Origin of the sequence: Paenibacillus polymyxa (assembly GCF_018614975.1) — a bacterium.
In the GTDB taxonomy this organism is placed as follows: domain Bacteria; phylum Bacillota; class Bacilli; order Paenibacillales; family Paenibacillaceae; genus Paenibacillus; species Paenibacillus polymyxa_E.
The window spans coordinates 252796-269409 of sequence record NZ_JAGGNR010000010.1 but is presented as its reverse complement, the minus strand read 5'-3'; the positions used below and the strand labels follow the sequence as shown (position 1 = coordinate 269409).

The window sequence follows — 16614 nt, the reverse complement described above, 5'->3', positions numbered from 1 at the left end:
ATTCACCTTCGGTCCCGAGTTTGAGTGAAAAAAGCGGCCGGATGGCATAATAGCTCTCCATCCGACCCAAATATATTAACCTTTAAGTTCCTTGATTCGTGCAATCACTTTATCCCGTTTATCGGAATAATCTGCTTGCTTGGCGCGCTCTTCCTCAATAACTTTGGCAGGAGCTTTGGCAACAAAGCCTTCGTTCGCCAGCTTTTTCTCTACACGGAGAACTTCGCCCTCAAGGTTCTGCAACTCTTTCTCCAAACGAGCCACTTCCTGCTCGATATCAATAAGACCTGCGAGCGGCAAGTATAGTTCTGCCCCCGTAATGATCGCAGTCATTGCCTTGTCCGGTGAGCTTAGATCCAGCCCACTATCGAACTCGGACGTATTGCAGAAACGTTTGATGTAGTGACTGTTACGCTCAATGATGCTGGACGTCTCAGGACTGTTTGCTTTGACCATCAACTCGATCTTTTTGCTCATCGGCACGTTCACTTCTGCACGAATGTTTCGAACTGCACGAATGGTATCCATGAGCAGGTTCATCTCGGCAACAGCCTCTGGGTTCTCCAGAGCAGGATCATATACCGGCCATGATGCCAACGTAATCGTCTCACCTTCATGCGGCAGATGCTGCCAGATCTCTTCCGAGATGTATGGCATAAACGGATGAATCAGGCGCATGGTCTGATCCAGCACATAAGCAAGCACAGATTGTGTTTTCTTCTTGGCAACCGGATCTTCCCCATAGAAGGACAGCTTGGCAAACTCGATGTACCAGTCACACAGGTCATCCCAGATAAAGTTATACAACACACGACCCGTTTCCCCAAATTCATACGCTTCGATTAGACGCGTAATATCGCGGGAAGTTTCGTTCAGACGGTGCAAAATCCAATAATCGGCTGTACCAAGCTCTCCGCTGATGTCACGTTCCTCATAGGTGAATCCTTCCAGATTCATCAATGCAAAGCGCGAAGCATTCCAGATCTTGTTGGCAAAATTACGGGCCTGCTCCACCCGTTCCCAACGGAAACGCAGATCCTGACCTGGCGTGCTGCTGGTTGAGATCATGTAACGCATTGCATCTGCGCCGTATTTCTCAATTACATCCAGCGGATCTACACCGTTGCCCAGTGATTTGGACATTTTGCGTCCATCTGCATCACGAACAAGACCATGCATCAGCACATCCTTGAACGGAATCTCATCGGTGAATTCCAATGCAGTGAAAATCATGCGTGCAACCCAGAAATATATGATGTCATACCCTGTCACAAGTACACTTGTCGGATAATAACGCTTCAGGTCTTCGGTATCTTCCGGCCAGCCTAGTGTGGAGAATGGCCATAAGCCGGAGCTAAACCAAGTATCGAGTACGTCTTCGTCCTGTCTGAGCTTGCGTCCAGCATACTCTGGCAGCGTTGTTGGATCTTCAGCAGATACGATGATTTCACCCGTTTCTTCATCATACCAGGCAGGAATACGATGTCCCCACCACAATTGACGGGAAATACACCAGTCACGAACGTTCTCGATCCAGTTCAGATAGGTTTTCTCAAAACGATCTGGAACAAAATTAACCCCTTCGCCGCTCTGTTGTTTCTTAATCGCTCTCTCTGCAAGTGGCTTCATCTCAACGAACCACTGTGTAGACAGATACGGCTCAACAACAGCTCCGGTACGTTCACTGTGTCCAACCTGATGCGTGTGATCTTCAATGTTGATCAATACGCCCTGCTCTTTCAAGTCAGCAACAATCTGCTTGCGGCAGTCACTGCGATCCAGTCCCTGATACTTGCCTGCCTCAGCATTCATTGTGCCGCTCTCATCCATTACCGTAATTTGAGGCAGATCATGACGAAGACCTACTTCAAAGTCATTTGGATCATGCGCAGGTGTGATTTTAACAGCACCACTTCCAAACTCTTTATCCACATAATCATCAGCGATAATTGGAATTTCGCGTCCAATGATAGGCAGTACAAGTACTTTACCAATCATATCTGCATAACGCTCATCCTTGGGATGAACAGCAACCGCTGTATCACCCAGCATCGTTTCAGGACGTGTTGTTGCCACTGTAACGTAGCCACTTCCATCTTTGAGCGGGTAACGCAGATGGTACAAGTGACCCTGTACCTCTTTATATTCAACCTCAATGTCGGACAGCGCTGTCCGGTTCACCGGGTCCCAGTTAATGATGCGTTTGCCTCGGTAAATAAGGCCTTTTTCATACAGTTGAACAAATACTTTACGAACCGCTTGGGACAGACCTTCATCCAGCGTAAAACGTTCACGTGAGTAATCAAGAGACAATCCCATTTTGCCCCATTGCTGACGAATGGTAGTTGCATATTGATCTTTCCAGTCCCATACTTTCTCCAGAAACTTCTCACGTCCCAGATCATAACGAGTCAGACCTTCTTCACGCAGCTTCTGCTCCACTTTGGTTTGGGTAGCAATACCTGCATGGTCAGAACCCGGCAGCCACAGTGCATCATAACCTTGCATCCGTTTGGTGCGGATCAGAATATCCTGCAGTGTAAAATCAAGCGCATGCCCAATGTGCAGCATCCCGGTCACATTTGGGGGTGGAATTACAATCGTATACGGCTCGGCATCTTTACGTTGACCGGCTTTGAAATATCCACGCTCCATCCAGGTGGAGTACCATTTATCCTCTGCCGCCTTAGGATCGTAAGTGGTCGGCATTTCTGTTGCAGCTGATTTTTTTTCCTCAGACATGTGTCATTCCTCCGTTACTTCATCATCTTCGCCAAAAAAAACAAAAAAAACCTTTCATCCATCAAAGGACGAAAGGTTAGCTTTCGCGGTACCACCTTTGTTTCACGCCGACAGCAAGATAGACTTCACCCTCTGCACATGACGTGACACTTCAAGCAGATAACGGCTGCTACCGGCCCATCCTACCTCAGAAATAAATGACGATACATCTCATTCATCCCTTGTATTCAAACAGGCAACTCCCGGGCGACTTCGATCAGTTGGTTCCTGCGGAATCTCACAGCGCTGCAATTCCACTCTCTGAAAGGTCATACTGTCTACTACTCCCGTTCCACGTTGTTCTTCAAAAAACCTACACACATCATACCTTGCTCGTGCGCGATAGTCAACCTGACAACAGCGGATAAAGAGCGCCGGAATGCAGGTTTAGGACAAATCATGCAAAAACCCGCAATCCTCAAGGGGATCACGGGTTCTAACGAAGGCTTTAACTACGGATTAAGGGATGTACAATATCTGACCTTCTTCCACAACCTGCTCAGATAATCGGTTATACAACTGAAGTTCCCTCGTGCTCAATTGGTATCGATCTGCAATGGCATCCAGTGTATCTTCTCGCTGAACAATGCACAGTTTCACCTTGCGGAAAGGGGTCTGGTCCACGATCGTTTTCAGGAACAGGTTCTTCCATTCCACATCATCAGCTGGATACGTTTCTTCCTGTACCACACCCGCAGGAACCTCATCGCCTCGCTCCACTTCAGCATCGCGTGCCGCTCTGCCGGAGGATAACAAGGAAGAGATACCTACACCCTCTTCTTGCCGTGGTGCGGATTCTTTTTTGCTGCCAAAAGCAACCTTCAGCTCCGGCTTGTCTTCCGTCTCAGCCACAGGTTCAGGAACAAATGCTTCGTTCTGCACGAACTCGTCTACCCCAGTCGCTTCAAAAGACGGCCGGTCTTCCTCAGCGTTGCCTGGTTCGGACGAAGCAAATACACCTTGCCAGTTCTCCGCCTGTGATTCGCCCGGGACATCGGCAACTGCCTGATTCTCCTGCTGAGGTACAGATCTCGCTGATTCGAAGTGCCATACCTCTGGTGCGTCCGGTACATCCGGTGCTGCCAACTCATTAGATGATTGAGCAGCAGGCTCTGAGACTGCTTGATCTGCACTTCTCGAGTTCGCAGGCAATGCATCCACGGAAGGCTCGGACCAACCCGAAGACTCATCTTCCAGAGGCAGCAATGGTTCCGACTCAGGGTAAGAAGCTAACCGATCAGCGGTCTCAGCCATAAATGACGAGATCGGAGAAGGTTCGCTGTATTGCTCATGAGATGCCAATTCATCTCCATTCACTGTCAGAGATGCGGGATCTTCGTTTGTATCAGGTTGTCTGTTTTCATTAGTGTACTCCGCACTTTGCTCCTCAGATTGAAGTGGCTCGGCCGATGACGTATTCGCATATTCCTGATGATATTCCGGAGCACCATATGCAAGTTCTGCTGCATTCGCAAGTCTCTCTTCCTCATTCCGGTGGAGCAGGTACTCTTGTGAAAATGTGTTGGGGTCGTTGCCTGTCTGTACTGCTTCATCGGAACGGTTGGATTGCTGAGCATCAGGTGAATGAACAACTGTAAACTCATCTGCTGACCACACTTGTGGCTCTTCAACAGGAAAACCCTCGATGCCTCGCAGCGACAACACGCCTGTAATGTTCAGACTGCGATTGGATAACAGATCCACGTCAAAATTTTCGATCTCAATGGAAATATCCTCAATCGATCTGACCCGGTTCAGCGGCACTGTGATCTCCACGGGAATGAAGTGTTTGAGTTCCTCTGAAGCCTCATTTTCTCCTCTGTACGCACCTGTAAGTAAAAGATGCCCTCTTAACGTGGCATGATCATCCTGCCCTATGACTTGAATGCGCGGGTATAGTTCAATCTCCTCCAATTCCTCAATCGCAGGGACTCCCTCAGACAAATGAACGCGCTCATAAATATCGAACCGCAAACCATAAGGTTGATTCAACAAAGGTGGCGTCCTCCTTTCGGCATATGTTCACCATGATCCTTCTCATGGGACTGATCCATGGTCCAAATCCTTCATTACCCCATCTATATGCCTTAAATGGGATGGGCATGCCACCTTTTGTGAAACCTTGCTATATAAAGCGAAATAGAGAATGTTGCACCTAGCCACTTCGATGACAGAATAACCTTCCGATCACTGTTATCCCCAGATTTTTTTGATTCCCTTCTTCAAAGGGAAAATCCGGGGATAGCTTATGCTTCCGAAGCAGCTTTCTTTCAGAAAGCTTTTAGGCGAACGCTTTGCTTCTTCTCGTTGTTTCTGTCCTCTCCGTTTTCGTGTAAATAGTTAGTCGAACTTATATAAAACTCTCTCGCTCTGCCAATTGTGTAAAATCAGACGGCCAAGGGTCATTCACTTCAATCATGGCTCCCGTTAGCGGATGGCTAAACTTAAGCATCTCTCCATGAAGTGCCTGCCGCCCAATGACATCGGCTCTTCCACCATACAGCTGATCACCGATAAGTGGATGCCCCACGTAACTCAGATGTACACGAATTTGGTGCGTTCGCCCTGTGTCCAATTTCAAACGTACAAGGGTTGCTCGTTCCCACATTTGGACGACCTTCAGATGGGTAACAGCTTCCTGCCCACCGTCCGACACACGTCTGCGCTGCTTGTGATGTCTGTCCTTGCCAATCGGAGCATCAATTTTGTGGAGTTCAGAGGATAATTGCCCCCCTGCAATGGCTAAATAATGCCGACCAATCTCTTTACGCCGCATCGCTTCATCCAGTTTGGCGAGAGCAAAAGCATTTTTGGCATACAGGACAGGTCCCGTTGTATCCTCATCCAGTCGATGAACATGGCGTACGCTCGCCTGAATACCGTTCATTTCATAATAAGAGGCAACCACATGATCCAGCGTGATGGCCTGATCAGCACGGCTTCCATCTGGATGCAGTTTCATGCCTGCCGGTTTGTGCATAACCAGACAGAAATCATCCTCATACAGTACATCCACATCAGCCCAGCGTGGCTCAACATCGATCGGCTGGGACGCAAAAAGGGCCAGCCGAAGCCGGTCCCCTGCAAGTTGTATTCCTTGGTTTGCTTTCAGCTGACGGAGCAATTTCTCCGGAAACTGAAGTTCAGACAATAGCCATTGCTCAGCAGCCATCTGTTTGTCCAAACTGCTTGTTACGGCTTTCCCTGGCATCAGCTCCAGCCATTCCCCGCGGCGTTTCCAACTTTTGATGGTCATAGCGATTGAAGAGCTTTACGATTCGCCTCAATCGTATCGTCAATATCCTGCTCTGTGTGCACACCAGAGACAAACATGCCTTCGTATTGTGAAGGCGCAACACTCACACCTTGATCAATCATGGCCGCAAAATAACGACGGAATTGATCCAGATTGCTTTCTTTGGCAATATCATAATTGGTTACTGGAACGGCACTGAAGAATGGACAAACCATGGAACCCACACGGTTAATGGTTATCGCAATACCCGTCTCAGCTGCATTTTTCTCGAATCCGGCTTGCAAACGTGCAGACAATGTCTCCAGACGGTCATAGACCTCTGGTGTTAACAATTTGAGCGTTGTATACCCTGCTGCCATAGCCAGCGGGTTCCCGCTAAGTGTACCTGCCTGATAGATCGGTCCCGTAGGAGCAATCTGTTCCATCAGATCCCGGCGACCACCATAAGCACCAACGGGGAGTCCGCCACCGATAACTTTCCCCAGACAAGTCAGGTCAGGTGTAACCCCATACCGTCCCTGAGCACAGTTCAACCCTACGCGGAAACCGGTCATGACTTCGTCAAAAATAAGCAGGCTGCCATATTGCGTTGTCAAACTGCGCAAGCCTTCAAGGAAACCGGAAGCCGGAGGTACAACCCCCATGTTACCCGCCACAGGTTCCACAATAACAGCGGCCAGTTCTTCACCATAACGTTCAAAAGCAAGCTTCACGGACTCCAGATCGTTATAAGGTACCGTAATTGTATTCACAGCTACACCTTCAGGTACGCCTGGGCTATCTGGCAGCCCCAGTGTTGCAACACCTGAACCCGCCTTGATCAGCAAGCTGTCTGCATGTCCATGATATGATCCTTCAAATTTCAGAATTTTACTGCGTCCGGTTACCCCGCGTGCCAGTCGAATGGCACTCATGGTTGCTTCCGTGCCGGAATTAACCATCCGCACGATATCGATAGAAGGTACACGCTCACAGACCAGTTTTGCCATCTCGGTCTCCAGCAAGGTAGGCGCACCAAAACTTGTTCCTTTAAGGGCTGTCTCACGCAAAGCTTCTACAACGTCAGGGTATGCATGTCCCATAATGAGTGGGCCCCATGATCCCACATAGTCAATAAAAACATTGCCATCAATATCGTAAATTTTGGACCCTTCGCCGCGCTCAGCATAGATCGGAGTAAGTCCAACCGATTTGAATGCGCGTACAGGGCTGTTCACACCCCCGGGTATGTACTGCTTGGCTTCCTCAAACGCGCTGCGTGAGCGCTCATCATTGCGACGATTACCTTGTTGTGCAGTCATGAATATCCACCTCCATGTAATTTATTTTATTTCTCAGCCAACCAGCGTGAAGCGTCTTTTCCGTAGTAGGTAATGATCATATCTGCACCTGCGCGTTTCATGCTCAGCAGGATTTCCATGGCAACTTTTTTCTCATCGATCCAGCCTTGAATCGCCGCCGCCTTCACCATGGCATACTCGCCACTTACATTATAGGCAACAAGCGGAAGATCAAATTGATCCTTGATGGTGCGCATAATATCCAGATAGGAAAGGGATGGTTTGACCATTAGCATATCCGCTCCTTCCAGCACATCCGTTTCGGCTTCACGCAAGGCTTCACGCGCGTTTGCCGGGTCCATCTGATACGACTTGCGGTCCCCGAATTGTGGTGTGGAATCCGCTGCTTCGCGGAACGGGCCATAAAATGCGGATGCATATTTAACAGAGTAGGACATGATCGGAATGTGACTGAATCCATTCTCATCCAGCCCAGCGCGGATCGCTTGTACAAATCCATCCATCATGTTGGATGGTGCAATAATGTCCGCTCCTGCTTTGGCTTGGGACACTGCCGTTTGCACAAGCAGATCAAGTGATTCGTCATTTAACACATCTCCGCAGATGTGACCGTCAATCTCCACGGTGTGTACCATACCGCAGTGACCGTGATCCGTGAATTCACACAGACAAGTATCTGCAATAACCAGCAGTTCCGGATACCAGGATTTGATTAATCTCGTTGCTTCCTGCACAATACCATCTTCTGCAAAACCAGACGAACCCACACTGTCTTTGGTCTCAGGAATACCGAACAATAGTACAGCTGGAATTCCAAGCTCGGCAATTTCCCTTACTTCCTCCTGAAGACGATCCAGCGAGAAGCGGAATACGCCAGGCATGGATTTAATTTCAGATTTTACATTTTCTCCATACGTAACATAGATCGGTTGAATAAAATCATCCACGGTTAGATGGGTCTCTCTGACCATATTACGAATACCTGTGGATTGACGTAAACGGCGATGCCGTACAATTGGAAAACTCATACGAGTAAAACCTCCTTGAAAAAAGTTAAATAGAGCAAAAAGGGAAGCGCGCTGGTATCCTATCGAATTCAGCACGCTTCATATGTTGACATGATTACATGTGTATTAATTTCGAAGCGCGCCTTCTTTGGTGCCTGTCCGTTTCCAGTCGCATAGCACTGTGATCAAGCTATCCATCGTTGCTTCCTCTGCCATCAGTGTAACCTTTAGTCCTGCGGCTTCTGCCGTCTTCGCTGTAACAGGCCCAATACACGCAACCTCCACATCTTTCAATAAAGGCAGTGGATCTTGCACCCCCATACGTTTCAACATACTCATGAAGTTGGTAACCGTCGATGAACTTGTAAAGGTCACCGCATGAATTCCACCTTCTTCAAGCAGCTTGAGCAGTTCATCATCATCCTGACCAGCGAGGATCGTATCGTAGGTGATAGCTTCGGTGACTTGAAGCCCTCGTTCTCTCAGCTGGTCACGTAACCACGTACGTGCCAGATCACCGTGCGGAAGCAATACGCTCTGACCTTCCTTTAATTCGCTCTCAAAAGCCTCAAGCATGCCTTCGGCCTGGAAAGGACCTTTGACAACTTCAGCTACAATGCCATGTTTGCGCAAAGCGTCTGCTGTGGAAGGTCCTACGGCAGCAATTCTCGCTTGATGAATCGAACGAATGTCCTTTCCTTCCTGTTCCAGATGGCGGAAGAAAAACTCCACGCCGTTCACACTTGTGAAAAACACCCAGTCATAGGTATTTAAAGCACTGAAGGCGTCTTTGACACTTTGCTGCGCAGATTCACTGGACGGCATGACCGTCTCAATGACCGGAAACTCATACGGTTCCCCGCCAAGTTCCTCAATGCGATTCACCAGTTCACTCGCCTGACTGCGAGCACGGGTTACCAGAATTCGTTTGCCAAACAGCGGGAGCGCTTCTGCCCATTTCAATTGTTCCCTTTGATTGACGACATCCCCTACCACAATAACAGCTGGTGGTTGGAAATTGGCTGCGATCACTTTCGCTTCTATATCTTCAAGGGTACCTGTAAGGGTATCCTGTTCCGCTCGTGTTCCCCAACGAATCAGAGCCACCGGTGTTTGCGCTGGACGACCATGACGAATCAATTGATCGCTGATATATCCAATTTTGGCAACCCCCATCATAAACACCAGTGTGCCCGTTGCATTCGTCACTTTATCCCAATGGATACTGCGATCAAGCTTGTCCGGACTCTCGTGCCCCGTAATAATAGAGATGGAAGATGCATAGTCACGGTGAGTGACGGGAATTCCGGCATAAGCAGGTACACTTATTGCAGCGGTAACCCCAGGTACAATCTCAAACGGAATTCCGTTTTTGTGCAGCAAACCCGCCTCTTCGCCCACGCGTCCAAAGATTGTTGGATCGCCACCCTTAAGCCGAACTACAACCTTGCCTTCAAGAGCCAGATCAACCAACAGTTGATTGATCTCTTCCTGTTTCATCGTATGCCGATCCGGGCGCTTGCCCACGTAAATCTTGACTGCGCCGGGTTTCATTTGTTTCAACAATCTCGGACTTGCCAAACGATCATAGACTACAGCATCAGCTTTACCGATGGATTCCCACCCTTTTACCGTAATCAGCTTTGCATCCCCAGGACCTGCCCCTACCAAAAAGACCTTTCCCACCATGTCTTCATCCCCTAACTTCTGCCAGTATCTGCTCTGCTCCCCGTTCAATCAATCGCCAAGCCACTTCTTCACCCAGACGAACCGGGTCCTTGCCGATCAGAGCTTCCTTAAGAATCAGTCCACCATCCGGCGTGCCGACCATACCTGTTAATTGTAACGTGTTTTCACCATTCAGGGAATCTGCATCTTGCTGAGGCACCCACACCGCATGAGCACCGATCGGAACCTGGCAGCCCCCATTCAATACACTGAGAAAACGGCGTTCCGCCTGTACAGGAAATGCTGTCTCTGGATCGTTATACAGCTGTAACAAATGTAATAGTTCATCATCATCTTCACGACATTCGATACCAAGTGCGCCCTGACCCACTGCCGGAAGACAAGCTGTTTCGGTTAAATACTCTGTAATCCGGTCTTCCCACCCCATTCGGTACAATCCTGCAGCAGCCAGAATAATCGCATCGAATCCTTCGGTCTCCAGCTTCCGCAGACGGGAATCAATATTGCCGCGAATCGATTCCAATTGTAAATCTGGACGATAGGCCTTTAATTGACTCGACCGGCGTAGACTGCTTGTTCCGACTCTAGCTCCTTCTGGCAGTTGATCCAGAGTAAGTCCACCATTGGAGATCAGCGCATCACGTGGATCTGCACGACGGGGAATAGCACCATTGATTAATCCTTCAGGTAACTCGGAGGGCATATCCTTCATACTATGAACAGCCATATCAATGGTACGATCAAGCATCGCCTGTTCGATCTCTTTGACAAACAAACCTTTGCCTCCCACTTTTGACAACGTTACATCCAGAATGAGATCTCCCTTGGTAACAATCTTATGTACTTCAAAGTCAAAAGCTAATCCTTCCCGCTCACAAATATCGCGTAAATCCTGAATGACATGGCCTGTCTGGGTTAGCGCAAGCGCGCTCTGTCTACTTCCAACTTTAATTGTACGCATATCTACACTTCCTCCTGATTACGGGATATCCAGTCCCCGATTTCTTCTTCGGTCCACCACCGAAAATGGCCTGTACGAATATCTTCTAATATGTGCATTTCAGTTAACTGCCGAAGTAACGTACTTCTGAGACTTGAAGAAGATACGCGTGACTTCACCTCGGTCCTCATCTGGTGCAAAAACTCAAGGTACGTCTCATACTCATCACCGAACTGTCGTTCGAGTGTGGCACGTATCTCCGCAGCTGCTGCCGGTCCCGCTCCTGCTGTGGATATCGCTATGCTTAATCTCCCACGCCTTACCACACTTGGCGTAATAAAGCTGCTGTACTCCGAAGACATTGCGTCATTCACCAATATGCCCGCGGCCTCAGCATCCCGAACCACAGTTGAATTCACCTCTGAATGGTCAGTCGCTGCATATACGAGAAAGGCCCCCCGCAAATCTCCATTGCGGTAGGACCGGTCTATCCATTGAATTCGGGATTCATGATGCAGTTGTTTTAATACGGGAGTAAGCTCCGGACTAATGACCGTAATCTGTGCCTCGGCAGGCAGTAATCCCTTAATTTTACGTTCGGCAACACGCCCACCACCAACCACGCAGCACTTCTTGCCTGAAGTATTCACAAATATCGGCGTGTAACGGTCCATCCCCTTCACTCTCCCGTCCAACGATGAAACGCTGAATACGCATTGGATAAAAAACTCATAATGACAAATCCGTACCCGATCAGTGTCCATCTTGCCATAATAATCGTAGAGAACTGTTTCCTTCTTTTGGATACGAAGTAACCGACATAGATAGCTATAGCAAGACCTGTCGCGATAACTTTGAGATCCAAGAGCAGAATCCAGCGTGTTTCCGCCACAATCGATAATACGGCAAGCATCACAGAAACACCAAGGAGCGGTGTCCCAATAAAATTAGCACCATCCATGTATTTGCCAATCACTTCCAGGCTGGGCAACCGCCGCATCGTATCATTCCACTTTTTTTTCTTCAGCTTATGGTGCAAGAACAGATATAACAAGGCAAATACCGTAGCAACGGTTAACGCCGCAAAACCGAGATTCGCCAAGGTAATATGCATAATGAGTAATCCATGTACGGTTTGCCAGTTATGCAATGATATCTCTCCGGCCGTAAACCAAAGTCGGTTTAATACCGTAACGGAAAAACCAACAACATTCAGCAACAGAATCACAAATTCAGAACGCTGGATGCGTGTCATGACGAGAGACATTAGCACAATACTGAATGAAAATATAAACAAAAAATCAAAAGTCGTGTAAATGGGGAAATGGCCTTCGGTCCACATGCGCAAAATGACATGTGTTACCTGTAGCCCCCAGACAACAACAAGAAACCCTGTGCCTGTCCGCTTCGCCCCCGCATTGCGTCGAATGCAGTCCGAGAAATAGAACAGTAGGCTCAGGGCATACATATAAATTAGAGCTTCATAGACTTGTTCAGCAAGGGTCAAGCTACCCACCTGCCTTATACGCCTGCCGGAGCAAAAGCCGGCACGGGGTCTTGCCGGTTTTCGTTAAGGTGAGCGGCTGGTTTGCGCAGAGCCGTAGCATCACTCTGATTAACTTTCTCAGCGGCAATCTCTACTGTATCCTCCAGAGCAAAAATCTGAGTAAACATGCGCAGAGCTTCATCACCGTGCTTCGTACCTGCCATTTCCTTGATCCGATTAATAGGATCTGTCGTCATTTGATTCACGATGCTCTTGGTCAGACGACGGATGACTTTACGTTGGTGTTCATTCAGATCAGGCAACTTATTGAACAGACTATCCATTGTTTCTTCATGAATGGAAGCACCTTTCTCCTGCAAAGCCCGAATGACGGGACGAACGCCCAATGTTTTGAGCCATTGATAATACTCTTCCATCTCAAGCTCAATCATTTTCTCAATCTTGGCTGCCTCCACCTTACGCATCTCCAGATTGCTCTCTACAATTCCCTCCAGATCATCAATATCATAAAGGAATACGTTGGATATCTCCCCAATCGCCGGATCTATATCCCTTGGAACAGCAATATCAATCAGGAACAATGGACGGGATTGACGACGCTTCATGCTCTCACGAACAACGGTGGCATTCAGCACATAACGTTCAGCCCCAGTTGAACTGATAACAATATCAACTTCGTTTAATCGTTCAATTGCCTGTTCCATTGTACAAGGCGTGCCTCGGAACTTGGCAGCCAATTCCTCGGCTCGTGCAAGCGTTCGATTCGCCACGATGACCTCGGATGCCCCATTGGCATAGAGATGTTTCACGGTTAGTTCACTCATCTTGCCGGCACCCAAAATGAGCACCTTCTTGTCTGTGAACATGCCAAATATCCTCTTACCCAACTCAACAGCAGCATAACTGACCGATACAGCACTTTCACCGATCGAAGTTTCCGAATGGGCTCGTTTACCTAAAGTAACAGCCTGCTTGAACAGCATGTTAAACCAAGTGCCAGTCGACTTCTCTTCCTGAGCTTTGAAAAAAGCCTGCTTCACCTGTCCAAGAATCTGAGTCTCACCAATGACCATAGAGTCCAGTCCGCAAATGACACGGAATAAATGGCGCATAGCTTGATCATCTTCATATATATATAAGTGTTGCGTGAATTCTTCTCGTGGTACATTAAACCATTGTTCCATGAATGTCCGAATAAAATAACCACACATGTGAAGACGGTCCACCACAACATACAACTCGGTACGGTTACATGTGGCTACGATTACACCTTCCAATACACTCTTGGTCAGCTTGAGCTGCTGCAGCGCTTCAGACAAATCCTTTTCTGCAAACGTGAATCGTTCCCTAACCTCTACAGGCGCCGTGCGATAATTCAAACCAACAACAACGATGTGCATTGCAAGTTCACCTGCCTAATAAATTTCCAATCAAAGTGCTTACTGCATATGTCTATCCATTTATGATTGACATGGTTAATTATATCACACATCATAGCCGTGACCGGGTCATTTTTATGAAATGTTTATGAAATCCCCATGTTCATCATCATATGCACTGTCATTTATTGTAGTGTCTCACCAAAGTTCACCGTTATGCGTTAAAAAGTGTCGATTATGAATATTCATAACGATACGCATATTAAAACAAATAGTCATGGAATTTTCCATGACTATTTGAGTTTGGGAGGTTATGTGTCCATCCCGATATGTGAACATTGTGTATGCAATATACTTTTTATTTAAACCCGTTCCGTCTGGTTGTTCATCTCTGGTGTTTCAACTTGCAATTCGCCCAATCCACGTACCAGCTTCTTTGCATACGTTTTTTCAGGCTTTAATACGGATACCAGGTAGTCAATAGCAAGCTGTGGATCTACAGTCTCCCCACAAGTGTAACAATCAATCGCTGCAAAACCTCTCTCAGGATACGTATGAATGGAGAGATGGCTCTCAGACAATAGTACAAGTACGGTCGCTCCCTGTGGGTCAAACTGCTTGGACTGCACGGACATTACTGTCGCGCCACATGCCTCCGCTGCTTCAACCATTTGAGCTTCCAGATACTCTGCATTGTTCAGTAGATTAAAGTTGACACCCCAAGTATCAACAGCAACGTGTCTTCCGAAAGTTGAATATTCCATCCTTCGGTTCCCCCTTCCTAGGAATAAAATGTGAGTAAAATTTCATCCGCTAGGACCTACGTCATTCACTTCCCGAGGGAAAAATCTCTCGCAACATATAATGTCCTGAGTGAATCCTGGTTCCTATATTGTTTTCAACGAGATTAAAAATAACATTGAATCAGCGTGAAATCAACCCTTTTCCAGAAGATTGTAAAATAAATATTTTCAATTCGGAATATTCGATCTCACATCAAAAAATCCCCCTGAAACTTCCACATTGGCGAGTGCCACTGTCCGGAAGATACAAGGGAATTCATTACGTTCATATACATACAATTTTAAGTTAATAAGCTTCAAGCTCAAACAACCGTTTTTGATGACGAGCAAGGGTCTCATCAATCTGAAGAAGCTGATCAGCAGTCGCATCTTTTCTAGTGTCCAGCAGTGAATCGATCTCGGCATACACACGGTTGATTTCGCGTTCTACATCTCTGGCCTGAAACAGATGTTGCAATTCAAGCAACGTATTTTTGTATTCATAGATCACTCGGGTGTTCTCCCCGGTCTTCTCCACAATTTTGCGGACAGTGCCTTGAGCATAAACATACGTCATGGTGAACCCTTTATAGATCCGATGAACGACCCCGTCACCTTTAAAAGTCACAAAGAGCTTCCGGACAACGTTGGTCAGATGCAGATTCACCAGGCGGCAAGATAACTCACAGATATAAAACCCTTCTATGCGGTCAAAAGGGAAATGCACTTCTTCTCCACTTACATCCCCCAGCACAACCTCCTGACAACCATTGTCCAACACCTTAACCCGATGATGAAGCCTGCCGTCTTCTGTCATGCGCAAAAACTGATGCATCTGGGGTTCTGACAATTTCATAGTGGCCTTAACATACTCTGTGGCTAACCGCTGAGCCATACAAATCCCTCAATTCTTTCCCGATTGTTTTGTCTTCCTGCACATGTAGCAGTAATTTCAAAATTCTTCAGGCCGGCAAGGCCGGTATTTTGGTACTGTTGGTAATATGCACTTATGCTCATTATACACTACCCTAACGCTATTTTTCTCCAGACCCAGATGATGAATTCTTACGAAATCTCATAAAAAACCGGATTAATCTGGATCTCATTAATGATTCACTCAGCATGCTCACTTTCCTGCACTAAAACGGTATACTATCTCGGTTATCCGTTAATTTCGTTGGTTTCTTCCTCATCAGAAGCACCCTCTGCATCCAGAACTGGTGCATACTTATCTATGCGGGCATGGCGGGTAATAATGTCCCATAACTCTTCTTTTCCCAATCCCTCTTCCGATGAAAAAGGTACAAACAAGTCCCCTGAGCGAAGACCCAGTGATTCCTTTATAACTTTGATATGTTTCGCTCTGCGCGTTTTTGGAATCTTGTCCATCTTGGTTGCTACGACAACCAAAGGCAATCCATTATGACGAAGCCATTCATTCATCATCTTGTCATCCTTGGATGGCTCATGTCTCATATCCACCATCTGCATGACCAGTTTCAATTCCTCACGTCCGAGCAAGTATTTCTCCATCATTTTGCCCCAGGCAAAACGTTGCTCTTTGGAAACTTTAGCGTAGCCATAACCCGGGAAATCGACGAAGTAGAGATCCTGATTAATTTTATAATAGTTCAGCTGCTGTGTCTTACCCGGTGTTGAACTCGTCCGAGCCAAATTTTTACGATTGATCAAACGGTTGATCAGGGAAGATTTCCCCACATTGGAGCGTCCGGCCAAAGCAATCTCTGGCAGACCGTCCTCGGGGTATTGTTCAGGCCGAACGGCACTGATAATAAATTCAGATTGATTTACTTTCATATTGTATCTTTCCTCTCTTGAACGCCTGTGCTATGCATCACCTGTTGAAGGTATTATGCCATGGATTGTTCTATCATACCAAAAAAACCGTTCCAGCGGACGCCGAAGCCTCCGCAGAACGGTCTACTCTTCATACGAACCTTTTGGATGCGTG

General features: G+C 47.3%; 13 protein-coding genes and 1 other annotated feature. All 13 genes read right to left on the bottom strand.

Features of this window, described 5'->3' with window-relative positions; translation table 11 throughout:
* Positions 1 to 75 precede the first annotated feature (75 nt).
* The 13 genes from J7E78_RS08555 to yihA all read right to left on the bottom strand — a co-directional run bounded on the left by J7E78_RS08555 (position 76) and on the right by yihA (position 16460).
* On the bottom strand, positions 76 to 2742 hold the full coding sequence (locus tag J7E78_RS08555; RefSeq protein WP_215075808.1) for a valine--tRNA ligase: 2667 nt from the start codon (positions 2740 to 2742) through the stop codon (positions 76 to 78).
* 61 nt (positions 2743 to 2803) lie between these two features.
* Positions 2804 to 3085 (bottom strand) — a binding site (T-box leader).
* Positions 3086 to 3240: 155 nt separating this feature from the next.
* Entirely contained in the window at positions 3241 to 4776 is a 1536-nt protein-coding gene (locus J7E78_RS08550) for a LysM peptidoglycan-binding domain-containing protein (protein WP_215075807.1), read from the bottom strand.
* 355 nt (positions 4777 to 5131) lie between these two features.
* Positions 5132 to 6037, bottom strand: coding sequence for an RluA family pseudouridine synthase (locus J7E78_RS08545; protein ID WP_215075806.1), 906 nt, complete (start codon positions 6035 to 6037; stop codon positions 5132 to 5134).
* Complete coding sequence (gene hemL / locus J7E78_RS08540) at positions 6034 to 7338, bottom strand: glutamate-1-semialdehyde 2,1-aminomutase (RefSeq protein ID WP_215075805.1); 1305 nt, start codon at positions 7336 to 7338, stop codon at positions 6034 to 6036. The genes J7E78_RS08545 and hemL overlap by 4 nt, the downstream gene beginning before the upstream one ends.
* Positions 7339 to 7364: 26 nt before the next feature.
* On the bottom strand, positions 7365 to 8366 hold the full coding sequence (gene hemB / locus J7E78_RS08535) for a porphobilinogen synthase (protein ID WP_215075804.1): 1002 nt from the start codon (positions 8364 to 8366) through the stop codon (positions 7365 to 7367).
* Positions 8367 to 8471: 105 nt separating this feature from the next.
* Positions 8472 to 10034, bottom strand: coding sequence for a uroporphyrinogen-III C-methyltransferase (gene cobA, locus J7E78_RS08530; protein WP_215075803.1), 1563 nt, complete (start codon positions 10032 to 10034; stop codon positions 8472 to 8474).
* 4 nt (positions 10035 to 10038) lie between these two features.
* Positions 10039 to 10995, bottom strand: a complete 957-nt coding sequence (gene hemC, locus J7E78_RS08525) for a hydroxymethylbilane synthase (protein ID WP_215075802.1) — start codon at positions 10993 to 10995, stop codon at positions 10039 to 10041.
* A 2-nt stretch (positions 10996 to 10997) separates the two neighbouring features.
* A complete protein-coding gene (locus tag J7E78_RS08520; RefSeq protein WP_215075801.1) occupies positions 10998 to 11648 on the bottom strand; it encodes a precorrin-2 dehydrogenase/sirohydrochlorin ferrochelatase family protein in 651 nt (216 codons plus the stop codon).
* A 5-nt stretch (positions 11649 to 11653) separates the two neighbouring features.
* Entirely contained in the window at positions 11654 to 12481 is an 828-nt protein-coding gene (gene ccsA / locus J7E78_RS08515; protein WP_397330523.1) for a cytochrome c biogenesis protein CcsA, read from the bottom strand.
* Positions 12482 to 12495: 14 nt separating this feature from the next.
* The gene (gene hemA / locus J7E78_RS08510; RefSeq protein WP_215075800.1) at positions 12496 to 13881 is read right to left on the bottom strand and encodes a glutamyl-tRNA reductase; all 1386 of its coding nucleotides are present in this window, start codon (positions 13879 to 13881) and stop codon (positions 12496 to 12498) included.
* Positions 13882 to 14222: 341 nt separating this feature from the next.
* Positions 14223 to 14624, bottom strand: coding sequence for an adenosylmethionine decarboxylase (speD, locus tag J7E78_RS08505; RefSeq protein WP_215075799.1), 402 nt, complete (start codon positions 14622 to 14624; stop codon positions 14223 to 14225).
* Positions 14625 to 14949: 325 nt separating this feature from the next.
* On the bottom strand, positions 14950 to 15537 hold the full coding sequence (locus tag J7E78_RS08500) for a non-ribosomal peptide synthetase module (protein ID WP_215075798.1): 588 nt from the start codon (positions 15535 to 15537) through the stop codon (positions 14950 to 14952).
* A 266-nt stretch (positions 15538 to 15803) separates the two neighbouring features.
* Positions 15804 to 16460: a ribosome biogenesis GTP-binding protein YihA/YsxC gene (yihA, locus tag J7E78_RS08495; RefSeq protein WP_215075797.1), complete on the bottom strand. Its 657-nt coding sequence runs from the start codon at positions 16458 to 16460 to the stop codon at positions 15804 to 15806.
* Positions 16461 to 16614: the final 154 nt, after the last annotated feature.